The following is a 22,653-nucleotide window of genomic DNA, read 5'->3' as shown; positions in this document are numbered from 1 at the left end:
TTGGCATGTCCGGTGTTAATAAGGTCAGGTTTTAGCATAAAAATATTGTATGTGGTTCATTTATATCAGTCAATTTATTTATGGACCGACCTGGAGGTCGGTCCTACCAGATGGGGTTGATTGATTCATAGAGCCAGGGGTAGTCTTCGGGGTGGACGGCGAGGCCTGCCTTTATGGGATTATTTCGGATATATTGCCATTTTTCTAAGAATTCGGCGTCATTCCTGACAATTCTATCATAGCGTTCCGGCTGCCATATGGGGCCTGGCTGGCCGCGAAGCTGATTTATGCTGCGGGAGCTATATGTTTTGACGCTCTTGATGATTTTTCCCAGGTTGATGTATTCATCCTGGAGGGTTGGAAGGGGTTGAGCCAGGAGGTGGACGTGGTCAGGCATGATGACGGCGGCGAAGAGCAGCCAGTGTTGTCGGTCCCAGAACCGGATAGATTCCAAGGTGATGGTTCGTTCGGCATTGGAAAGTTCCTGGGGGTTTTTACACCGCCAGGTGATGAAATAGACACTGCCGGGATTTTGCCAATGGGGCAGTTTGCGCCGAGTTGCGGTGAAAGATGTTACCTTCGGGAAAAAGTCAGCTGCTGATTTATCTTTGGGCATAATGAATGGTTCCTTCCCTGGCAGCTCAACCAACGGTAGGCACAGACCTCCAGGTCTGTGCCTGAAATAAACTCACCTGCCAAAAAATTCCTGAAAGGTGTTGATATAATCTCTTAGCTTGGTGGCGAACCTTTCGGCACCCATAGGACTGGCCGTATAGCCGGCGTGGTTGATGTCATTGCGGTCATTGCCCAGATCACGAAGTTTTTTTACTATTGCCGGGTAACTTTGAATGGCTGCAATAATCGCAGCAACTTTCTGACGGTTGCTTCTAGCCGGTTCGGCCCATTCTTCCTCTGGGAGGTTTTCACGCAGGATATGAATTGATTGATTCATCAAATGCCGAGAGGTTGGTGTAACCAGGTCATCCTTGAGGACATGTAAGGTAAAATAACTGATTAGGGTTTCTTGGAGGATAGTAAACCCCTGCTGGATCAGATTATGATCCGCACACCATTGCGCCGCTGCCAAGCCATCTCGGACATGATCCCCGGGGAAAGCAGCCAATTCATGCTGCACTTTTTCTAACAGATTTATATAGGGACGCTTTCCAGGCAGGCCGACGCATCTTTGCAGTGTGTCTTTCAGTTCTGAAACTATCGGGCTTATTTTCAACCCGCGGCAGGTTGCGAGAGACAGACTGAAATTATTTAATTGTGCGGTGACTTTTTGAAATGCTTGCAGTATTTGATCCGGCCTTTTGATTTCCCTTCTTCTCTTTCTGACTTCGTCTGCAGCCAACTCACAGGCAAGGGTTGCATCTCCGGCTTTGATAAAGCGATCCAAGGCAGTCGTCCACTCCAGCAGGACATCAAATTCGGTCAGGTCAAAGATAGGCGCGGTGTCCCCTTGCTTGGCTTCAAAAGCACCGTAATAGATTCCCTGGATGGCAATTTTTTTCATAACGCGGGCATAAGATAAGACGACAATGGCCAGAAGAGGGATGGAGCGGAAACCATGGGTAATGTCGAAAACCACTTCGTCGCCATCTCGCAATTGCTCGATTATTATCTGGAAAATCTGCCAGATTTCCTCCTGACTTTTACCTTCGGGAATAGCAATATCTTTAAACGAAGGTGCGAGTGACAGCCTCTGAAGCCGGGATTGCAAACCTGCCTGCGGGATAACGGCGCCGCTTGAATCCGTGTGGCCGTTATCCAGCCAGTTTTTCTGATTGGCTTCGGCGGTGGTAAAGATCAGGATGCGATCCTGTGGGGTCCAGTTGGCGCAGAAGGATTTTATGGTGGCCTCCTGCACAAAGCGCACTCCAGGTGTTTCACAAGCTGCAAAAGTATAGGTGCAAGGGTGATAATTGGTGGTGCCCAGGAAAGAGAGATAAAGTTTGGCCATGATTCACCCTCCGTATCTCCGAAACATCTGGTGCTGGAAATAATGCAGCAGTTTGACAGTCCCGTCGGGGAGATGTTCCTCGAGGGCCTGGCGGCTGGTGGTGGCGTAGACGGGGATGAGACCGTGCTCCAGAGCAAAGCGGACCATCAGGTAGGTGGCGCCGAAGTCCCCCTGGATGAGGACGTAGTCGCCGGGGGTTGCCTGCCCGGCCAGCCAGGACCGGACCGGTTCAAGACAGTTGGCCAGCTCCGGGAGGTCAGGAGGAATCTGGCCCCAGATAGGCTGGAGTTCAGCGGGAAGGACAGAGATTCGCTCGACGCCGAGCTGCTCCCGGGCTGCGACCTTTTGGGCGGCGGTGAAGCGGTGGTTGAAGAGGAGGAAGAGGGCGGGCATAGCTCTACGTTCCTAACCCGGATAATTCATCAAAATCCCATATACCCGGTGGCACAGGCTTTCCAGCCTGTGCAAAAAAAACAGTCTGTATTTCAGGTAAGCCTGTTAATCTATGGCATTAAAATGAGTTAGCTATCTTTTTCAAAATATCATGAATAAAGCGGGCTAAAACTATTTGATATTACGGTTGATGCCAAGCAACCCCGGTCGCGGTTAGAATGGCTGCAATTTCCTGGTGCTCCGGCTTCTCAACCCAGGAAAAATCCTTCACAGTGGCGCGGCCTCCTGTAAGATTTTTTCTCTGATATACTAGTGCAAGGCAGCCTCGGTAACGACGTCGACTTTACAGCCCAAAAGGTCTTCCAGATCCTGGCCAAGGATGATCTGATTCAGGAGGCTGCGGCGGGATTCCAAGTTGATAAAGATATCCACATCGCTCTTTGGGCCGGCTCCACCCCGGGCCATGGAGCCGAAGAGACGGAGGTTCGAGGTGCCGTGTTTGGCAGCCAGGGCCAGGATTTGGCGACGTTTGGCTTGGAGTTGAGCTTTCAGGTCCAAGGGGTTCCACTGAGCAAAATATATATATAGTGACGGTTACCGAGTCGGTTTGTTTTTCTTATTATATTCTTTGAAAAAATTTCTTGACCAGGCGGCGGCCAATCTTTTGTGTTTCAGTGGCGTTCCTGCCGGTAGTTTGAACTGCCAAACCCAACCCCTCGGCGGTATAAGTCAAGACTAGATGCAAAATTCCGTCATCCCGGCATTCAAGGATAGGGTCCTGCTGTTTTGGGTTAAAAGGCAAGGTATTTAAGATTTCACAAACATACGGAGATTTAACCAGACGGTTGGCTAACTTGACTACCGGTGGATCCTCATCGCCTTTTTTTAAGTGGATTTTTTTCTCTTCTGGCTTTTTGGGGCATAGTTCAAATTCTTCCCCCCAATCAACCTTTAATTTTTCATAAAACATCAGGCCAAGACTACTCATGGTTACCTGTCCAGCCTCTATTTCAATCAACCAGTCATACCGGGTATCGGTATAATCAATATCCGACTGCCAATCGGCAAGACCTATTGCGGTTTCCGTTTCTATGCGCCTGAGCTTAGGGAAAACCGGGAGAAGAAGATCATAGTCAAGGTCCAAAGGAATACCTGAAAGAGTGAAAACGGTATCTGATTTTTCGAAGATGTATTTTACCGGCAAATTGTGAACCATTCCCAGGATAGTCAAATAGGGAACCAAAACTTTATAGCCAGCTGTTGCATTCAGAATAATTTGATTCCCTTGATGTTTATTGATCAATTGAAAGATATTATCGACAAAATTCTTTAAGCCATTTTTTCGAAAACGGGTTTCATCCACTGCCTGAAGATCGGGGATGATTTTTAATTCAGTGTGGCAGGCGATATAATCTTCCAGGAGATCTCGATTGATTTCAGCCGAAAAGCGGCCGTCTACAGTATCGGAATGTAATAAATAGACGATATCAGACTTATCCGCCCCCATTTTTACTAGGCTTTTGAATTCAGCCGAAACTTCGTCAAGATTTTTTTGTGCATTCTGATGGGCCTTGTGTGATTCGAGTTGGTGTTTTAATAATTTCCGGGTTTTCTCATACTTTGCGTATTCGCTTCCGGGCCGGTGCTCGATATCAGAAAAACCTATCCCTTTTACAGTAAGGATAGAAGTTCCGGTGGGGCAAATAAATACCTTCATGATTTGCTTTCCTCGGAAATAAATTGCTGTAAAAGTGTTTTATAGTCGAATAATTTATCTCTCTTTTTTAATTTCAATGGCTCCAATTTCTTCAGAAGCACCTGAGCAAGAGCCCTTTTTTCTCCGCATTCAGTCAAACCCTGCCATTTCTGCATTATCCCCCCAAATTCTTGGGGCACGCAGTCGACTCTCTGTGCCTGGTTTAGTAAAATGACGTACTCCGGCCGCAATTCAGGTTTTGCCGGGGCTAATTCTCCTGATTGCTCTGGTTCTTTTTCGGCGGTATTCACCCCCTTGGCAACTGGCGCCTCACTAAGATCCCCAAAACTTAGAGGAGACCAAGATTTTGGCAAAGCAAATATATCCGTTTTTTTTTCTACCATCTGCAATTGTATCCAGCCAGGTGGCCAAATTTCACCGTTATATTCAACAAGCCGGCGGGTTTTAGGTAGGGGGCCGCCATGTTCAGAGTCGTAACTGACGTTTTGCGTTGCGTGGATTAAAACTTTGTCATAGAGCTCAAATTCTTTCTGCTTAAAAAGCAGATTAATTGTGACGCTCAGATAGCCCTGCCCCATGCCGAGACGGAGAAGCGGGGAGGTAGGTGTATTTGTTTCTTGTAAGTTTTTTAGCCTATCAATAACTTTGGGTGTTTGTTTTTGTATATGAGGTTTCCCGTAAAAAGCAATCTCTTCTTCAAGAAGAGCCTTATTAAATTCATAACATGCCTGTAGTATTTGGGTCAATCTTCCTTCTGATAGATAAGATTGCTGTAATTTAGAAAAATGATGTTTATCCAAATAATCTTGAATTCTTGATTTATGAGAATTTAATTCTATTTTAGAGAGAGGTATTGATTTGCCAGGAACTAAAAATTCCTGCCAGTTAACGAATTTTTTGCTGGTATTAATGGGTTCTACAGGACATATACACAGGAAATCGGCAGGAGTGAAAGGGATTCCGTCGCCGACCTGGAGGAATTTCAGAATATCAAAATGAGCCTGATCGGAGCCGCCAAATAATTTGGTGCGAAGTAGTCTTTTCTGAAGTTCGTCTTCTATTTTTCCTAATTCCTTGACTAATATTCCTTTCTCTTTTTTATTGGGACTTGAATTATTCCCTTCGGATTTAATAATGTTTTGACATTTTTTTTCTACTTTTTTGATCTTGATTTTAATATTAGGAAGGTTTCTAATTGTTGTTTTTAACCATTCGTAGATAGCTATATTACTGTCATGTTTCAAGAGGCTATACAATAACGCTGTCCTGATGGCTCCTTTGATTTCACTGCCAGGCATATAAGCCAAATGCGCCTGTTTAGGGAATTCACTGATATCTTTATCGGTCCCTAGATTCTTGGAACATGGAAGCTTGTATAAACTGCGTGAAAAAAAAATATCTTTATCGATTCCTTTGGTTTGACAGAATATTTCTAAATTGATTTTGGCAAGCTCAGTTCGCTCGATTTTGCTTTTCTTTTTGAAATCAAGCCCTACAATTTTAGATTCGATCTCTTTAAATTTTTGATCTAACCATTCTGTATAGATTGTCCAATTTCTACCGAGGGCGTTTATCACGCCTTCCGTGGGGAGACGAAAAAGCTGATTTAATTTTTCATCGATAAGATAATCCAAGCCGCTATATTTTTCGCCGGTCCCGATATGTACTGGTGTTAAAATATTGATCATGGCAGTGGTGTTTTGATCAGACATGGGGACTAATCCTCCTTTGGCATGTCTAGATGTAAAGGCCAGGTTATAGCATAGGTGTAGACCGTCTTGCCCTTGATTTCTGAACTGGGCACCAGGCATCCATAGTAGTCCTTAACTTGACTCGCTATTAAGCAAGACCCTTCCTGGACCATGAGAAATCTCCTTTTCCAAACGGGGCTGCCGGCAAATTCCTCCCGGCTTTCCACCGCACCTTGAAATGATTTCACCCCATACGTCGAAGCGTCCCAATCAATATCATCACCAATATTCTGACAATAAGGAGATAAACAAATAAATCGTGGACCTTTCCCGGAAGGAAGCCAATCTGGTTCTGCGGTCCATTCCAGGCGAAATTGATTTCGGCCGGTATGGGCATTGCGGCCGATGCCGCTGTCCTCCAAAAAACGGAAAACTGGGTAAATCAAATCACTCCAATGATCAGTCCGCACCAAAAAATATAGGCCCCACCCTTGGGAGAGGAACTGTTCTTCCTGGAAAAATAGGTTTCCTGCCCCGCTGGTTGCCTGCCCCAGCCGATCAATCTTTGTCTTAGCCATCCCTTGATTCGATCGCCATTTCGGTTCCTGGAGCTGACCTTCAAGAAAGGCCTTAAAAAGTGGAAGTTCATCGGAGGCAGAGGAGAATAAATCCAGAGCCGCGGAAGTGATGAATGCTATTTTTCTGCATTGTTTGTATTGTTCCATAATCCAGGTAAAGGCGCTTTGTCCGGGAGAGTCATAACTCAATCCTTTATGATCCGGTTTAGCCTCAGTGCAACAGCCAACGATATCGTTCAGAGACAAAGGCCGCAGAATAGGGCGAGGCAGGTAGTGGATAATTTTTCCAGAGCGCAGACGTTGGCAAGGGAAGGAGCTACTCAGGAGGAAGGGTGGTTTTCGGGAAAATTCCGCCAGGATATCGGTTAACTTATTTTCCCCCCAGAAGCTACGAATGGTCCAGCAGATGGCGCCAAACAGGGTCTCAGCCCGAGGCACAAATTCAAAACTGCTTCGAGGCCAGAGGCATACTTCGTACGTTGGCATGTTAATCTCCTGCGCCGGAAGGAAAATGCGTCGAGAAATTTTTCAAGATCTCTTCCAAGCCAACTCCATCTTTTGGACATTCTAGTGTTAGTTTCTTTTCATCTTGGGTTTTCTCCCCCAAATAATATGATCGCTCCCGCGCTCCAACTGAAATACTTTCTACCTTTATCCTGCCGCTGCCGCGGGATCCTCCCCCTCCCAAAGCAGAATCTTCTAATAATCTAAGTCCTTCGAAGAGAAGCTTGAGACGGGCAATATCCTTATTTTGATAAACATCATAAATAAACTGAAGCTCAAACCGCGAGCCGGCCGGCACCCTTTCCATAGGACGTGGGTTGGCTACTGAGGTTAGTCGGTCAATAGCGTTTTCATATTTAATTTCCGTGTAGATTCCTTCCCCCATGTCTCTTTCCCATTTGGTCACCTGTTCACCCACGGTGTCCGAGCCTGCCTCAAAACCTTTTGGATAGGCATCCCGGACTGTCAGCCTGGTGGGACCTGGGGGTAGCGAGGCTTTTGGATGTTCTTCTGCCGGCACGCCAAAGACTATGGCCAGATCTTTTTCAGCGTCCGAGCAAAGCTCTCCTTCCCAAAGACTGGTTTTCTCATTTTGCTTAATGGTAACTAATCCATAGGCCCATTCTAAAAGAGAACGCATCTTTCCTTTCAAAGAGGATCCTGGAATATATGGAACATCGCTAATGGGATCTTTAATGACCGGATTGTCCAAACCACCTATCTCAAAACCTTCAGTGGAACCGCCGATATGCATACCGGTCAAAAGCAATAGTTCGGCATTAATAATATATTTTCCATGGAAAGTAAAATCAGGTTTTTTGTTGCTTGCCATCGTAATATCTCCTCAACGTATATGGTATTATTTTTTGTCAGCGTAAAGGGTTGAGTACGCTACAACTGCTGTCATGAAATCAGTGAACCGGCGAAAATCCTCCACTTTTTTCAATTTGGTTCCTTTGCCCTTTGTTCCTATAATTATTTTTATTAAATTATAAAAATCTACCGGAATTAAATTTCGTCCCCGGGCATAAGCGACTTGAGGGAGTATTAGAAAAATTTTTGGCTCATTTAACTCATCCTGTTCGTTCATCTTTTTTATTTTTTTCTCAATATCTTTTATCTGAGCAAAAACTTTGCGCAACTGACGCCTCTTGTCTTTTAATTCTTTAGCAATGCTATTGGCCCATCCTTCTTCCGGAGCGAATTCCTCGATGGTTATTTGACTGAATTGATTCTTCTCTTTGATCTCATCAATGATTTTTTTCACGTCCATAATACCGCCTCCTTAATGCTGCCGTGATTTGTTGAGTATGTATATCAGGGGCAGCGGCAATTGATGCAACCAATCGGATAAATTATTGGAAGTAATGAGTTGGGCATGTAAGGTTTGCCGCACCTCCGGGTCTTTAACATTTCGGGCCAGTTGATAAGCCAGAAAAGGAAAAAGTTTTAGTATGGCAGATTTTTGGGGTTTATCTTCTCTTTCTTGACTACTTTCTTTTAAAATTGACTTAACTTCCAGCAATAATCGGTGAAGCAGTCGGCGGGCTATCTTTTTCTCCTGAAGCCATCGCATAAGAAGTTCCCCCCAATCCAATAGCTCCTTTAATGTCTTACTCCTGTTTCCGAAAAAGTCTCTGCTTCGTCTTATTTCCCGGTCCTCGAAGCCGTAATAAACTTGCTGCCAATCCTCTAAGTTTGCCACGCTTTCCGGTGCTTCTAGGTCCCATACTGCCGCCTGCCCAGATAGACAAAATCGATTTTTCCCTAATTTTTTGGCCTCTTTTAAGGCCTCTTCGGCCTCTCTGGCTGCTAGATTAATGGGGTATTTGGGTTTACAGCAGATCATTCCACCTGAAATAGTCAGGTTGGGATTATGACAGGTATATTCTTTGAATGCAGTTCTAATTTTACGCCCCAACTCCAGTGTTTGGTCCCAGGGGCCGATGACAAAAAGATCATCCCCCCCGGCAAAGACAGTATAGAATATTTGACTGATTGAACCTTTGAAAGGGTATGAACTGGTAATTTTCCATTCCTGAAATACTTCTTCACAAAGGCGATTGATTTGAGATTGAAAGAACCAGGAGAACATCCGACTCAAAGTCGCCAGCCGGGAGATGGAGCGTAAATCTTCCTTTCCTACCGTTGTTTGAGCTTCTATAGGCCCCAGCCCATGGGCAAAAATGGCTCCTAAATAATCAACGTCCATTTTCAAAACGCCTAAGAGTTTGTCTCCATAACTCATATCGGCCAATGTGGTAAAACTCAATACCTGCCCCGACTCGACAAAAAAATCTCCGGAGTCATCTTTTTCAGTCGTCAATTCTAAAGGTTCTAAGGCTCTTGGCAATTGCTGGGTTAGATATGTAAGGGCAGAGGAGCGAGGTCTATAATGATTGATTGCCTGGTAGTCCCAAAGCTGGTTTCTTTTTTCCTCAACCAGATTATCACCACTTAAAAGGATCACCGATCCTAACTTCCCATAATCTACCCAAAGCGCATCTTTGATTTCTTCCTCCCGGTATTTTTTGAAGTTAGACGGCGCAAATAGAAGCCACTGTGAATCCGGCAGCTTTTCACCAATCCGGCGGTGAAGTTTACAGTCTCGACAAATCTCCTCAATTTCTGTTATTAGGGTAATGCGGCAGGAGGGGCATCGAATGATCAAGTCCCTGGTTTGCTGTGGATAAAGCCAGTTTTGTTGATATTTAAGAATCGGCTTTATTTTTTGTCGTTTACACAGAGATAATTTTTGAGCCATTTGTGCTTTTATTTTGGTATATGCCAAAGAAACTTCTTTTGCCGCCGCTTCCTGCCCTGCAATAACAAGTTGCAGCTCCCCCCCAAACCTTTCTAACAACCATTGATTTACTTCGTAATCTAGTTCTGACAATAATTTTTGTATATTGGCCGTATTCGGCAAGAGCATCTCCAGATTTCCGCCCCCGCAAAACAATAGGTTCGCTGGTGATAGGTGGGTGCTGTTGAGAAGATAACGGCCTAAAATTTCCGATAACATACTCAGATAGAAAGACCTCCCTCGAAGCCTTTTGGAAATCCCACCTACCCCTTCGGCTCTGGCCAACCTGAAAAGAAAGTCTTGAATCCCAGAAATATCTGCTGTAACAAATAAGAACTCTTTTCCCTGCAAGAATCCTTCTTGTCTCCCGATAGCTAAACAACCGGCAAAGGCAGCAGTGGTCCGCATATGATCAAACAAGGATATATCGGCAAATTCCCTGGTGGTATCGCAAGGTATTGCCCAACAATATTTTTGTAAGAGATAGAAAGTCTCCAAAAGAAAATGCTCTAATGTCAGATCAACGGGTAATTCCTCAATATCTTGCTGCAATCCTTTCCATATTTGCTGATATTTCTGAACCAAATCTGTTTTAGGGATATTTGAGGAGAAATGCGGATATAATTCTTCGGCCCCTTTTAATTTCCTGGGATTGTGGAACCAATATGGAACGCATTCGTTTTTTGACCTTATCGCGTAATTAATTTCAACAAAAGGAAATACAGAGCGAAAGGGCACAGTTTTATAATGAGGTTTTTCTTTACTTATCTCGACATATCGTTCACCCGCAGAGAGACGATCTGATTTGACAAAAATATCGTCAGAGCTATTCCGGTGATGCCGGCAGGCCTCGTACAGAATACCCCTTTCATAATCTGGTATTATTTGAGCAGGAAGATGTTTTTCCATGAAATAAGCTGAATATGCAGCATGGAGATGTGTGGGTTGATCTTTATTATTTTTAGGGCAAAAATCCTCTATATATCTTGCGAAATTATCAATCTTGACTTCTGCCCTTTGCAAAAGCTTTCCTATATCATGGAGGAGACCTCCTAATTGAATGAGGAAAATATTTCTATAATTTTTTGACATTTTTTAGCTCCACAGGATTTGTTAAATACTTCTTATCATCAATATGGAAGCGCACCTTCCCCAACCCGAACGTCGTCGCCTTGCCGAGGTGAACTTTCTCGGCATACTTGAGCAGCGGCATATATTCCGCTAAGTCCCCCCTATAGGTTATGGACCCCACCATCCCTCCCATGAGCATCCCCTGGTCCTGCCGGTTGGAATAGCGCCGCCAATCATACCAGTGCAGGTCGGCGCGGCGAATGGCCACTGCCTGGGACCGGGCCACCAGGCCGCGGTAGTCCAGAGCGGGTTCCCCTGCCCCATAATGTTGGTTGAGGGTGGCGATGCGGCGCAGGCAGGCCCGGATCAGCACATGAAAGGGCAGTTCTGCTTTGAGAGAATTCTGGAATTTCAACCGCATCGGCGTCTGCAAAAGCAGGGTAATGGCCGAAACTGAACCATCAGCTTCCCTTTCCCCGAGAAAAAGCTTGGACGGACTTTTTTTCACCAGATTTTGCTCCCTGCCGTCATACACCACCTCATCCCCAAGCTCCACCCGATCTAACCTGAATCCGGCGCGCCTGTCGTTTATATGCCTGCCGATGCCGATCTTGCCCATCTCCTCGAAGGCATAGACAAAATATGGCAGATAGTCATTGGCCCAGCCAAAGAGCAGCAAAGTAAATGCAAACGGATCTCCGGGATAAAAACGGGTTGCCTCGCCCGGCATGGGTTCAATAACAAAAGGATGGGGCGGCGAAGGTGCTTTATCCCCTCTGGTCGTCAGATTTTCAAATACCCGGGCATACACACATTGACGCCGCAGCAGGCAATCCAGGCACTCCCGCCCCCTTAAGGGGCAGACCACCCTCTTCAGGGCCACCCCAAAGACCCCACGAAAGGTGGAGCCCTTAAAAGGCGGCAGCAGGGCCTCAGCTTCGAAAGAGGCAAAAAAACGGTATTTCCCGTAAGGCATATATTGTAATGGCAATTTTGGGTTCATTTTTTGGCGGCAATTCTCCCCATCAAAGTGGCCTCGTGCAGTTGATTTCAGACCCGCAGAGGCGATCATAAAGTGGCCTCGTGCAGTTGATTTCAGACCCGCAGAGGCGATCATCCGGATTCAGGGCCAAAAGTTTTTTAGCCACCCCCTTGGCATAACACCGCTCGAGGTCTTGCCGACAGTCGGGGGCAGCCTGTCTCTCCAGATCGGCTTTAAGGCTGATGCCCACCGTGCAGATCAAAACATCGCGCCACATTGGCATCTTTAATCTCCCATGGCAGAACCGCCAAAGAACATATGCACCAATGCTCTATTGTGAGTATATTTTTATGATTTTATACGGATGATTGTCGCCGCTATTATGCAAAACCTCAGTTGACTTTGTCAAGCATTTATCCTTGCCCGAAAGTTAGAAGCCCGGTAATTTAGCCTAATGATTAAATTATTCGAAAATATTTCACCAGAAAAAATCCGCTGATGGCAAAAAAAATATTACCGGCAAGATTGACGACAGGGTTGCCGGCCTGGCTGATGACAATGTCTGAGAGAGTTAGCCCGCTTTATTCATGATATTTTGAAAAAGATAGCTAACTCATTTTAATGCCATGGATTAACAGGCTTACCTGAAATACAGACTGTTTTTTTTGCACAGGCTGGAAAGCCTGTGCCACCGGGTATATGGGATTTTGGTGAATTATCCGGGTTAGAGGGGTTGGCAGTGGTCTTGAGAGATGTGAAAGTGTTGGACAGCTACCCCAAAATGGGGCTTGCGAACGATGGTACACTACTGGGCAACTCGGTTTTTTCTTAGGGCTTTAGGGTAGCCCGTTTCTCGGGTGGGTTAAATCCTTGCAGGAAAAAACCGTATACCGCTAACTGCTGCTGGCTTCGGTATTATTTAGAAATCGGCTCTAGAGTTTGTAGAACCGGACCTCATGGCCGGAACGGGCCGGGAGGGCCAATACAAATTTACTCTCGTCCGCCCAGTTGGGCGAGGGGATAGAGGTGTCGTAGTAATGGTTGGCACCCCTGACCGGGTCGGAAAGGTTTGGCTGATTTACGCGCGCCATCACCTCGATGGCATCCCGACAACAGTTGTCCCAAACCTCTGCTGTTTTATATTGCAAGGGACTTCTGAGTTTACGATAATTGGGATCGTTCTGATTGAAACAGGAAAACTGCCAGGGCTTCAGGATAACCTCTTTGAGGGATCTGCCCCACCAGCCGGGGTGGAGGGCGCGGTTGATCATCACATGTCCGATGCCCTGGCGCGTCGGTTTGGGGACGCCCCGGGCTTCGCCGAAGAGAGCCATAGCTAACAACTGCAGATCGGAATGTTCGGCGAAATCCTTATTCGGATCAGGAAGCAGTTCAGTTGGGGTCGGCATGGTAGCAATCCTTTCTTAGGTCAGGTTCCCGACCGGGCGGGGCGAACCCGCCTCGGTCTGGCAATCCGTTTCTCTAGTCGTTGCTGACATGATCGCTGATTCTCAGCGATTTCTAGGGTCAGCCCGACAAATCATCCTACGAGGGCAGAAACACCTTCACCAACGATTCCGAAGCGATTTTAAGGACGCCGTTCACAAACTCCTGAATTCTTGCCTGCGCCAGACCGGCCTGTTTCAGGGCATTCATTTCGGCGAGATCTTTTTTCCCCTGCATAAGCCATTCGACATCATTCGCGGTCATTTCGCCCCGGGCCAACTTCATTCCCCATTCTTCCACATCACTCTTGAATTTTGTCATAAAGGACACACCGTCATCCAGGGCGGCCTGCACGAACTCGCTGAACTCCTTTTGAGCCAGATCTTTGACGCCATCTGTAAAAAGCTGCAAAAATCTATCGAAATCGGACATAGTCTTGTCTCCCATGCCTGTTTATTTTGTTCCTGCAGTTTTGGGCTTACCTGACTCCAGGCCGATAATGGCATCGAATTGATCGGCCACCAGCTCTTTGGCCTCTTGTACAAACGCCGGCCGGAGGCTGGATTCCTGCTGCCAACGCTTTAAGAACCCCCCGAGGGAATGCCGCTCCGGATCTTTGAGGATTTCCCATTGCCGGATGGATAATTCGTTCTTCGGCCTTCCCTTGGCGTATTCATAAGCCTTCTCAAGGTTGAGTTTCAAAGCCTCTACCTGGGTTTGATGCTGCGAATAGGGTTCGGTGGCCTTACCCATAAGGACGAGGGCCTCGGCTTTCAGGGACGTGGCCTGTTCGTAGGCCGTGGCGCTGTAGGGTGAGATGGTGGCGCAGCCGCCTAGCCCTACGGTTAGGATGATAACCAAGAGACCCAGGAAACAACGTGTTCGCTGCAATTCCTTGCTGCTCAGCCTTTGCCTATCCATCTGCGGCCCTCCTGAAAATTAACGTTAATGTAGTGAAGGAATGATCCTGCCTTGGTAAAATTATTTTGCCTTCCTGCTCAAACTTTGGCAAGGTATCGGCTGCGTGCGGGTTTCCGGGGCGGAGCGCTAACCGATTGCCTTGGAATACCCCTTTTAAGTTTAAAACGATGCCACCGATGCGGTAAAAACCTGACTCTCTTCGGGCTGATCCGGCTTAATCCTCTCGGCCAGGGCCAGAAGCTTCTCCCGGTAATGCCGAAACTGGGGGGTTTTAGGGGCTGCCAACTTATCAGCCTGCTCCTTAATTTCTTTTTGTATATCCTTGAGCTTCGCTGCATCGGCCGCCCGCTTTAATTTGGCGGTTTTCCAGACAAACTTGGTCCAATGCAGCCGCGGATTCAAACTCTCCAAAACCGTCGCTTGGTTCAGGTAGTTGATAATATTGCTTTCTATTTCACTTCCATCCGCAGTTTTGCCTAAAAGAAGAAACTTCATCACGTACAATTCCGCCAGAGTGAGGAAGGCGTCTCCTGACTGGGGCCGCAGGGCCAAAGCTTTCTTGGCGGCTGCAATGCCCTGGTCAATGATGCCGGACATATCCGGACCGGCGCCGTTGACCTCCGCCTGTTTCCGATAGACATAGGCCAACTGCTCGAAACCGAAGGGGTCGTTGGGCTTTAAAAGCGTCACCCGCCAGATATAATCATGGGCGATGGCCAGCGTCTCACCACAGGGGTCAAACCAGGGGTCCATATAAATCATACCCAGGTTCAGCAACGTGGTGTAATGCTGGGGGTCGTCAAGCTGGACCTGGTTCAAGTAGTTTAAGGCTGTTTGACAATCACCCCGATATGCCTGCCGTCCCAACTCCTCCCAATTGGCTCGGAGAAACCAGGCGCAACCCGCGGCATTGTTCAGGCGGCAGTCCAGGTTAATTTTTTCCCGTTCTTCCGAAGCTTCCCCCTGTATACCTGCTTTAACTTTCAGAGCCTCGGAAATGTTGTCGGAATATTGGTGATAAATCCTTCCAATTACAATATTTACCTGGAGCCAATGAATCAGATCAGGTCTACCCTCTTTTAAGCCTTGAACACTCTGTTCAATGCAATTCTTGATTACACCACTTATTTTCACTTGAGAAGGGGCCGATATATCCGTCAAAGCCATTAGCATATCTTCCAGCCGGTTGGGAAAGAAGATATAGAGATAATCAATATAGGCGCTGGCTAGTTCTATATAGGCATACACCTTTAATTTATTTTTATTGACCTCACCTATTAGCGCATTTTCTGGTTTATCAATCCCTGTAATAAATCCATTTAGATCACTTATTGCCTTATGTGTAGTCTTCCAACCATAGTGTCTTCTCAAGGCCATCGCCTGCCAAAGTTGCGCCTGTAGTTTAACGAGAGTTAAATTCCTATTTTCCTCTTCTCTTTTCTGCTTTCCAACAATTTGATCATTGGAAGGTACAGTAACTTTATTTAATGCCGAAATTTCTTTTGCATTTTCCTCTATCTCTCTTCCTAACTGCTCTATGACCTTCCCATACGCCGCCACCGCCCCCGGTTCATCCCGGTTTTCGGCCAGCGCCATGCCATACAGGAGGGCGCCATGCCAGCAGCCAGGATATTCCGCCAGGAAAATCTGGAAAAATCTGAGGGCTTGATTTAACTCGGCCTGATTGCCATACTGCTGGTAGTTATTGAGATGCCGGATGCCGGTGTAATAGGCGCAGAGGGCGGCGCCGCTGGGAAACTGGTGATGCTCTTCTTTATCGCCCCTTTTGAATTTATGATCTTTATTGTCCGGGTCAAAATACAGGTAGAAATAAAGTTCGTAGAAGGCGTGATTGATCAGGAAATCTTCGTCATCCCGCAGCAATTGGGCCGTCCCATTGCCGGCCGCCTCCCCGAGGACAGCTTTAAAGTCCTCCTTTTTCTTTTCCTGCAGCTTTATCTCCCAGTCTTCGCAGATAAGATGTCTAGGCAAATGCCAGGATTTGAGAACTTCCGTCCCATACTCCAGGCTCATATCCAGATGTTCGACCTTGCCGTCTTTGACGCTCTTTCTGATAATGACCCTATAGCCGGAAGGCAGGAAGACACTGCTGAATTTCTGATATAGCGAGGAAAAATCCACATCGTGAATCTTGAGATTTATGTCCTGAAAGACGTCTTTTTTCGCAGGCTTAAAGATATAGGGCAACTCCGGCAGGGCAAGGGGAATCTCCTGGAACCTCTCCAGCCTGATGGGTTGTAGACATTTTCGCCAGCGGGTGCGCAGTTCTTCCTTGAGGTCGGTCTTGGCGCTGTCGGTATATTCCAGGTCGATTTGTTGGGCGGGGGAAAAGACCCGGTAGGCGCTCAGTCCTAATTTAAAGATAATGTATAAAAATAAGATAGTTAGGAAGAACAGAAACGCTACATGCGCCAGTTTAGAGAGCAGCTCCATTTTTCCCCTCCAGCCGGAAGCAAGCCTGGTCAGCGCCGATCGCCACGATTCACTCAGTTTCCCGCCAGACATACTCGCACCTTGAACATCCGTCAGATGTCTATGTATTGGATAATAAAGAGAAGATATGTACTGCTTTAACGATGGAGTGACAGAGATAAAAAACGTACTTAGGCGGATCAATCGGTTTTTGACAGGAAAGACTGGCCAAGGAATTCTTGGGCAAATGAGCCGGAAGCCAATCCATAATGCCACCCGCGCCCTGGGTGTGAGGTGACGTCAACTGAGAGGTAAGAAAAATTCTACGAATATCATTCCTGCAGATCGGTTCGGCAGATGCAGGAACAGCTCCCTCCCCGGGAACAGGAGGGTGAAATAATGAAGGTAGATATTAATTACTACTTGAAGTTAATTTTATAACTGCAAAGATATTTGTCAAGAAATATCTGCGAAGAGGAAAGGCAACAGCAACAGCTCAAGCCTCAGAGTTGTAAAGTTGCAGGGAGGGAACGGAGCGCCTCCCGCCTTCTAGAATGCTCCGACGCCAGTTCTAAAGATCTGCCCTTTGGTCTGGAGCGGAAAAATAACTTGTCAAATGCCGGAATTTATGCTACAAGGGCTTAACAGACTAATACTCTTATAGAATAACCCAACCTCTTGATAATCTGAGTTATATGAGTTAGGTCGAATGAGCGGTTCCGATCTGCTCTTCTGGCACGAGCACCTTGGGGGGAGAACAAGGGCTGGTGTTGCTTACAGAATTATTCATTCAATCGTTAAGAGTTTAGGAGGGGGTATGAGAAGAATCTGGTTATTTTTGGGGGTGGCGGCGCTGCTGTTCGTAATGGGAGGGTGCAGTTCCCAGAAGCCGCTTGTAACGGCGGTGCCTCCGGAGGAGATGGAAGCGGATATTGAAGAAGAGGAAAACATTGATCCGAGATATCGGGCCGATCAGAGAGTAGTCAAAGAGGTTCTGCAGGAAAACCATTACCGGAAAAGAGGTAAGAAGCCGACGGTTTTGCTGGTACATAAAGAATCCCGGAAACTGACGGTTTTTCGGGGAACGACGCCCCTGAAGACCTACCCGGTAGTATTGGGGCGCAACCCGCGCAACGACAAACTGCGCCAGGGGGATATGTGCACCCCGGAAGGTATCTATAAAGTGGTATGCAAATTTCCTCATGCCAAATGGAACAAATTTATTCTGTTGAATTATCCCACAACGAAAAACTGGCTGAAATTCGCCGAGGCCAAAAAACGCGGCAAAATTCCCATAACTGCTGATATCGGGGGCGAAATCGGTATTCATGGGACCGAGGACGACCTGAAAAATCTTACCGGGGAAAATTGGACCCTCGGGTGCGTTTCCCTGAGAAATAAACACCTGGATGAAATCTATCCCCTGATTGAAGACGGGTCCCTGGTGGTGATCCAGCGCAAGTAAGGGAAATAATCCGGCTCAATCCGTCGGCAGCTACAAGCCGATAGGAGGACTTGGGCAGGAATGTTATTCTGTCTAATGGTCGGCAAGCTGCCAGACGGGGTTACGTTTCCCGTAACACATCAACTTTTCTTGGGGATTGCGAATGTCCTTGGAAGGAATGGTTCGCAGCCGTCCCTGCACCATAAATCCGGTATACTATGAATAAAAGGCGGCGTTTCCACTTCAGAGGCTTTTATCAGTCATGCCTGGTGGTAGAAGTGGTTGTCCTGTTGGCATTGCTGGCAGCAGGCTGTCAGGCACCTTCCAGGGAAAACCAGGAATTGAGCAGTGAGGCGGTGCAGCACACGATCGACCACTGGAATCCTTCTTTCGCCAAGGTGATAGATTTTTACGGTCTGCATTTCCCCCATGGGAAAACCGGTGATGTCGCCGAGGCTTATGTACTGCTGACCAACCCTGCGGACCGAGAAAAAAAGCTGACAGTTTTTGAGGCCCAACTGAAGCGTCTGTACAAAAGCGATGGACAGCCGCAGTGGCACCTCACGGCGCTGGTAAGTCATGGCCTGGTGGGAGGCCAACGGTTGGGGTGGGACAATCTCATGACACCGATACAAACGGCTAAGACAACGCCCTGAATCCATGAGGAGCGTTAGTGATGATTAATCTCGAAGATTTCCGGGCCGGTCTGCAGGGTCTGCCTTGCTCGTGCGCCGACGAACTTCCGGACTGCTGTTTCCGCTGCAGTTATCTAGTCTATCAGGAAGCGTCCTGCCTCCTGCCCTATTATTTTTGCGGGTATAATCTACCTGACAGAATCAATCAAGACCGGCCCGCCTGTTTATAACAGACTACTTACCCAACCTCGCATCCACGGCTTTCCAATCAATATTTTGAAAAAAGGCTTCAATATAATCGCCTTTTTTTAAACCGTAGTCCGGAATAAAGGCATGCTCAAAGACATCCATGACCAGGAGGGGCTGGCCCCCAGCCAGGTGGCCGAGATCATGTTCATTGATCCAGGTATTGATTAAACGGCCGCTGGCCTGGTCTTCATACAGCACCACCCAACCGATGCCCCGCATGGCGCCGGTAGCTTTGAAGTCGTTGGCCCAGCTCTCCAGGCTGCCAAACTGCTCGGTCAAACGCTTGGCGATCTTGCTATCCGGAGGAATCTTGCCGTCTCCCCCCAGATTGCCGAAGTAGAGTTCATGGAGGCGCATGCCGTTGTACTCCCAACCCAGACGCCGCTTCATTTCAGCATAGGCCGGCGTGCTGGAGGCGATTTGCGCCAAGGTTTCAAGCATGGCGTTAGTGTTTTTCACATAACCCTGATAGAGGACGAAATGCAGTTCCAGGGCCTGGTCACTAAACCCCTTCATACCCCTTAAGCGGCTAAAATCTTTGGCCTGATAGGTGACTGGGGCAGCCGCCGCGGTTGTAACAACAAAAAGTGTTAGGATCGTCAAAAAGGCCAAGACAGACTTCATGGTAATGGGCATTATCAAACTCCTTTCTTCTGAATTTACCGGTACTCACTTTACCGCCAGAATCAACTTGGGAATCAGCAGATTACTATTAGAAAACGGCCGGCGGGCTATTGGGAGTTTAATATCAGTAACCGCCGATTCCCCCCCCGATTCTAACAACGTTATTATATATCATGATTTACCCAAAAGGCATACGAGAAAAGTGGAACGGCGCCTCCTCCAATAATTCCCCGTCACTGGACAAGAGAAAGAATGATTGGAGGATCAGAGATAGTGTTTATATCCTGGTTCTTCACGAAACAAAGTAGGCTTTAGCCGGATGAGCCGTTGGTTATCTAGCGCTCTGTCCGTCGCCGCCTGTTTTTCTGAATCGCGAAGACGGATCACCGCCTCTGCAGTTTTTATTAAAAATAGCCCGGCCAATAGCTTGACAAAAAAAGGGCCGAGGTTTATATATATTTGATTATTGTGGGCCGTTAACTCAGACGGTAGAGTATCTGCCTTTTAAGCAGAGAGTCGTTGGTTCGAGTCCAACACGGCCCACCACGTTGCATTGCGTCCCCATCGTCTAGCCTGGTCCAGGACACCGGCCTTTCACGCCGGCAACACCGGTTCAAATCCGGTTGGGGACGCCATAGATAATCAAGGGGTTAGTAAAATCAGCTAACCCTTTTTAAGTTTTCCCCACCAGTATCCCCGTCAGACAATTCCAGAAACAACCAAAACTGTCCAATTTTCTCAAGTCAATCTTCCGACCCTGCCGGTGAGAATCTCAAGGCAAAAAAAATCCCTGGGCCGGAGACTTGCCGGGACAACTCAATGACTTCCTTGATATGGGGCATAAGCGCTTCTAAACTGCGCGCCTGGGTGTTGATGTTCGAAAGTCAATTTTAAGGGTCTATCGCCTCGCGCCTTTAAAGGAGGCATGGCATCATCGAAACGCTCGACTGGCTGCCATAATTTTTCTAGGGAAGGGGGCTTTTTTGCTGCCCGAAGCATCGCTAGTGTGCCGCAATTTCGTAACTTAATGTATTTATAGGATAATACGAATTCGTTCAGATGTTCACATCTGGTTTGCCAAGCAGAAAATGCAATTCCCGAAAAATATTTCATGAGGTTTTTTATACCCTATTGCACGTTTCTAACCGGACATCCCTGAGTCAAAATTTTCAAAATAATATGAAAAGGGAGGTTGACTGGTGTACGCCAATGTTTAAATTGTGAATATAGATTCACAATAAGGGGATTTGGTGGCTCAAAAATTAGGGACTGAAGTCAGGACCCAGCAGATTATTCAGGCAGCCTTAAGCCTGGTTGCCAGCCACGGTCTGAAAGGATTGAGCATTGCCAGGATTGCCCACCGGGTTGGTCTGGTGCCTTCGGCCATCTATCGGCATTTCAGGAACAAAGACCAAGTGATCGAGGCCATCCTCGATCTTTTCCGGGAAAATCTGCTGGCCAACGTCAAGAGGGTTATAGAGAAAACATCGGAGCCGTTGGAGCGGCTGCGAAGATTATTAGAGCTGCATATGCAGTTGATTAGTGAAAACCACGGGATACTCCGCCTCGTCTTTTCGGAAGACGTAATGAGCGGCCCCCCGACAAGAAAGACCCGGATTCAGGCGATTATTGAAACCTATCTCAGGGCCGTGGCCGAGATAGTGCGTCAGGGACAGAAGGAAGGCGTTATCCGGGCTGGCCTGGAAGCAGACTCCGTGGCAGTGGCTTTTCTCGGGATGATTCAACCCGCGGCCATACTCTGGCACCTGAGTGAGGGGGAGTATAATTTGCCAAACCACATAGACAGGGCCTGGAATATTTTTCTCGGCGGAATATTGTCACCAACATATGCCAACCCTGGTAAAACTGGGGAAAGTACGGTTGCTTATGCAATGCTACCAAAGGAGAACAGCTATGAAAAAGATTAATCTGTTTGAGGCCAATGATTTTGGCGATAAGGGTCTGAAAAAGCTCCTGGTGCACGATTCACCGTACTTTAAAATTATCAATTTCAATTTTAAAGCCGGACAGGAGCTGCCAGTGCATTCTCACGACATCGATGGTCAATTAAGCTTAGTGATTTTGGAAGGCAACGGAGAATTCCTGGGCAAAGACGGAACCTCTTTCCCCGGCCAGCAAGGAGACGTGGTCATTTCGGACATTGCTGCGCCCCACGGCTTTCGGGCAACCACCAACGTTCGGCTGCTGGTCACCATTGCGCCGCCTATCTAATCGTCAGGAACGAGGCCGATAAAAGAGAACAATACGATTTAAGGAGAAAAGCATGAGCAAGACAGTGCATCTCGACGAGGAAGAATGCATCGGTTGCGCTTCCTGCGTGGAAATCTGTCCCGAGGTTTTTCAGATGAAGGAAGGAGACGACAAGGCAGAGGTCATTAAGCCCGAAGGGGGCCCCGAAGAGCTCATTCAGGAGGCCATAGATACCTGTCCGGTCTCCTGCATTCGCTGGGAGGAGTAAAACTTTCAGGTGCGTGTTCGAGAACCTGGAGGGAACGTAAAGACATTTTCTTCTTAGGCTGTATGAGGATACTGTGATGGCCATTCAGCTCAAACGGGTGTATGAGCCCCCCGAGGAGACTGACGGCGAGCGTTTGCTGGTGGACCGTCTCTGGCCCCGGGGGGTGCGGAAAGACGCCGTTCGCCTGAGCGGCTGGCTGAAGGACCTGGCGCCCAGCGACGAGCTCCGCCGCTGGTTCGCCCACGACTGCAGCCGCTGGCTGGTTTTTCAGGAGCGGTACCGGGCCGAACTCGGGGCAGCCGACAAGGCGCTCCTGGTCCAGGAATTGGCCCGCAAAGCCAGAAATCAGCAGATTACGCTCCTCTATGCGGCCCACGACCAGAACCGCAACAACGCCGTAGTCCTCAAGGAAGTTGTCGAGGAGGTGATACAACCTGGCGGGTAGGGGCCAGAACTCTGCGGTCCCTGGGCTTGGCTGGCCGCGGCCCTAGCCGTTTCTCTCAGCATTGCCGTAATGCATGCTACCAAAACCCTGCATCCTCCCGGTGGGGCCACCGCCTTGATTGCGGTCATCAGCGGCCCGAAAATCCAGCAATTGGGCTACCTCTATGTCCTCATGCCGGTTGCCAGCGGCGCCCTGATTATGTTGCTCATTGCCTTGCTCATCAACAACCTGGCTCAGACCCGTCGTTACCCGGAATTTTGGCTCTAACGGGG

The 22,653-nt window shown here is 47.6% G+C and carries 24 protein-coding genes, 2 tRNA genes and 1 pseudogene; 10 read left to right on the top strand and 17 right to left on the bottom strand.

The genetic code is table 11. The annotated features are described in order from the left end of the window. Window positions 1-103 precede the first annotated feature (103 nt). The 16 genes from DESAC_RS08610 to DESAC_RS08535 all read right to left on the bottom strand — a co-directional run bounded on the left by DESAC_RS08610 (window position 104) and on the right by DESAC_RS08535 (window position 16,598). The gene (locus DESAC_RS08610; RefSeq protein WP_013706680.1) at window positions 104-616 is read right to left on the bottom strand and encodes an REP-associated tyrosine transposase; all 513 of its coding nucleotides are present in this window, start codon (window positions 614-616) and stop codon (window positions 104-106) included. A gap of 72 nt (window positions 617-688) precedes the next feature. After that, window positions 689-1,966, bottom strand: coding sequence for a TIGR02221 family CRISPR-associated protein (gene csx2 / locus DESAC_RS08605; RefSeq protein WP_013706679.1), 1,278 nt, complete (start codon window positions 1,964-1,966; stop codon window positions 689-691). Window positions 1,967-1,969: 3 nt separating this feature from the next. Then, on the bottom strand, window positions 1,970-2,359 hold the full coding sequence (csx20, locus tag DESAC_RS08600) for a CRISPR-associated protein Csx20 (protein WP_013706678.1): 390 nt from the start codon (window positions 2,357-2,359) through the stop codon (window positions 1,970-1,972). 309 nt (window positions 2,360-2,668) lie between these two features. After that, the gene (locus DESAC_RS08595) at window positions 2,669-2,917 is read right to left on the bottom strand and encodes a nucleotidyltransferase family protein (protein WP_013706677.1); all 249 of its coding nucleotides are present in this window, start codon (window positions 2,915-2,917) and stop codon (window positions 2,669-2,671) included. Window positions 2,918-2,978: 61 nt separating this feature from the next. Further along, window positions 2,979-4,076: a CRISPR-associated protein gene (locus DESAC_RS08590; RefSeq protein ID WP_013706676.1), complete on the bottom strand. Its 1,098-nt coding sequence runs from the start codon at window positions 4,074-4,076 to the stop codon at window positions 2,979-2,981. Further along, window positions 4,073-5,788, bottom strand: coding sequence for a type III-A CRISPR-associated RAMP protein Csm5 (gene csm5 / locus DESAC_RS08585; RefSeq protein ID WP_013706675.1), 1,716 nt, complete (start codon window positions 5,786-5,788; stop codon window positions 4,073-4,075). The genes DESAC_RS08590 and csm5 overlap by 4 nt, the downstream gene beginning before the upstream one ends. A gap of 5 nt (window positions 5,789-5,793) precedes the next feature. Next, complete coding sequence (gene csm4, locus DESAC_RS08580) at window positions 5,794-6,831, bottom strand: type III-A CRISPR-associated RAMP protein Csm4 (RefSeq protein WP_013706674.1); 1,038 nt, start codon at window positions 6,829-6,831, stop codon at window positions 5,794-5,796. Window position 6,832: 1 nt separating this feature from the next. Next, a complete protein-coding gene (csm3, locus tag DESAC_RS08575) occupies window positions 6,833-7,681 on the bottom strand; it encodes a type III-A CRISPR-associated RAMP protein Csm3 (protein ID WP_013706673.1) in 849 nt (282 codons plus the stop codon). A gap of 27 nt (window positions 7,682-7,708) precedes the next feature. Continuing rightward, window positions 7,709-8,122 carry a type III-A CRISPR-associated protein Csm2 gene (csm2, locus tag DESAC_RS08570; protein ID WP_013706672.1) on the bottom strand — a complete coding sequence of 138 codons (414 nt, stop codon included), beginning with the start codon at window positions 8,120-8,122 and terminating at the stop codon, window positions 7,709-7,711. 12 nt (window positions 8,123-8,134) lie between these two features. After that, window positions 8,135-10,744 (bottom strand): type III-A CRISPR-associated protein Cas10/Csm1, encoded by a 2,610-nt coding sequence (gene cas10, locus DESAC_RS08565; protein ID WP_013706671.1) that lies wholly within the window; start codon window positions 10,742-10,744, stop codon window positions 8,135-8,137. Continuing rightward, window positions 10,728-11,726: a CRISPR system precrRNA processing endoribonuclease RAMP protein Cas6 gene (gene cas6, locus DESAC_RS08560; RefSeq protein ID WP_013706670.1), complete on the bottom strand. Its 999-nt coding sequence runs from the start codon at window positions 11,724-11,726 to the stop codon at window positions 10,728-10,730. The genes cas10 and cas6 overlap by 17 nt, the downstream gene beginning before the upstream one ends. A 22-nt stretch (window positions 11,727-11,748) precedes the next feature. Beyond that, window positions 11,749-11,988, bottom strand: coding sequence for a hypothetical protein (locus DESAC_RS08555; protein ID WP_013706669.1), 240 nt, complete (start codon window positions 11,986-11,988; stop codon window positions 11,749-11,751). Between the two features lie 649 nt (window positions 11,989-12,637). Continuing rightward, window positions 12,638-13,114, bottom strand: coding sequence for a cell wall hydrolase (locus DESAC_RS08550; protein WP_013706668.1), 477 nt, complete (start codon window positions 13,112-13,114; stop codon window positions 12,638-12,640). Between the two features lie 136 nt (window positions 13,115-13,250). Next, window positions 13,251-13,583 (bottom strand): hypothetical protein, encoded by a 333-nt coding sequence (locus tag DESAC_RS08545; protein WP_013706667.1) that lies wholly within the window; start codon window positions 13,581-13,583, stop codon window positions 13,251-13,253. A 21-nt stretch (window positions 13,584-13,604) separates the two neighbouring features. After that, on the bottom strand, window positions 13,605-14,072 hold the full coding sequence (locus tag DESAC_RS08540) for a hypothetical protein (RefSeq protein ID WP_013706666.1): 468 nt from the start codon (window positions 14,070-14,072) through the stop codon (window positions 13,605-13,607). Window positions 14,073-14,231: 159 nt separating this feature from the next. After that, entirely contained in the window at window positions 14,232-16,598 is a 2,367-nt protein-coding gene (locus DESAC_RS08535; RefSeq protein ID WP_218915667.1) for a hypothetical protein, read from the bottom strand. Between the two features lie 724 nt (window positions 16,599-17,322). Between DESAC_RS08535 and DESAC_RS08530 the strand changes: the two genes are divergently transcribed. From DESAC_RS08530 to DESAC_RS08520, 3 genes are all read left to right on the top strand, one after another. Continuing rightward, entirely contained in the window at window positions 17,323-17,970 is a 648-nt protein-coding gene (locus DESAC_RS08530) for a L,D-transpeptidase family protein (RefSeq protein ID WP_013706664.1), read from the top strand. Between the two features lie 197 nt (window positions 17,971-18,167). Continuing rightward, window positions 18,168-18,605, top strand: a complete 438-nt coding sequence (locus DESAC_RS08525; RefSeq protein WP_013706663.1) for a hypothetical protein — start codon at window positions 18,168-18,170, stop codon at window positions 18,603-18,605. A gap of 20 nt (window positions 18,606-18,625) precedes the next feature. Next, complete coding sequence (locus DESAC_RS08520; RefSeq protein ID WP_013706662.1) at window positions 18,626-18,814, top strand: hypothetical protein; 189 nt, start codon at window positions 18,626-18,628, stop codon at window positions 18,812-18,814. A 4-nt stretch (window positions 18,815-18,818) separates the two neighbouring features. Here DESAC_RS08520 and DESAC_RS08515 read toward each other — a convergent pair whose 3' ends face one another. After that, a complete protein-coding gene (locus tag DESAC_RS08515; RefSeq protein WP_013706661.1) occupies window positions 18,819-19,469 on the bottom strand; it encodes a superoxide dismutase in 651 nt (216 codons plus the stop codon). A 458-nt stretch (window positions 19,470-19,927) separates the two neighbouring features. Here DESAC_RS08515 and DESAC_RS08510 point away from each other — a divergent pair. The 7 genes and pseudogenes from DESAC_RS08510 to DESAC_RS08480 all read left to right on the top strand — a co-directional run. Then, window positions 19,928-20,003 (top strand) — tRNA-Lys (locus DESAC_RS08510). Window positions 20,004-20,014: 11 nt separating this feature from the next. Beyond that, window positions 20,015-20,092, top strand: a tRNA-Glu gene (locus tag DESAC_RS08505). 615 nt (window positions 20,093-20,707) lie between these two features. Continuing rightward, window positions 20,708-21,385, top strand: coding sequence for a TetR/AcrR family transcriptional regulator (locus DESAC_RS08500; protein ID WP_013706660.1), 678 nt, complete (start codon window positions 20,708-20,710; stop codon window positions 21,383-21,385). After that, window positions 21,372-21,689 (top strand): cupin domain-containing protein, encoded by a 318-nt coding sequence (locus DESAC_RS08495; protein ID WP_013706659.1) that lies wholly within the window; start codon window positions 21,372-21,374, stop codon window positions 21,687-21,689. Before DESAC_RS08500 ends, DESAC_RS08495 begins: the two co-directional genes overlap by 14 nt. A gap of 52 nt (window positions 21,690-21,741) precedes the next feature. Beyond that, on the top strand, window positions 21,742-21,936 hold the full coding sequence (locus DESAC_RS08490; RefSeq protein WP_013706658.1) for a ferredoxin: 195 nt from the start codon (window positions 21,742-21,744) through the stop codon (window positions 21,934-21,936). A gap of 76 nt (window positions 21,937-22,012) precedes the next feature. After that, window positions 22,013-22,381: a DUF488 domain-containing protein gene (locus DESAC_RS08485; RefSeq protein ID WP_013706657.1), complete on the top strand. Its 369-nt coding sequence runs from the start codon at window positions 22,013-22,015 to the stop codon at window positions 22,379-22,381. 21 nt (window positions 22,382-22,402) lie between these two features. Further along, window positions 22,403-22,648 (top strand): annotated as a pseudogene (locus DESAC_RS08480) (HPP family protein); the annotation flags it as partial. Window positions 22,649-22,653 lie beyond the last annotated feature (5 nt).

Source organism: Desulfobacca acetoxidans DSM 11109, assembly GCF_000195295.1.
Classification (GTDB): Bacteria; Desulfobacterota; Desulfobaccia; order Desulfobaccales; family Desulfobaccaceae; genus Desulfobacca; species Desulfobacca acetoxidans.
The sequence above is the reverse complement of the archived record's forward strand: the minus strand, read 5'-3'. Positions and strand labels throughout refer to the sequence as shown.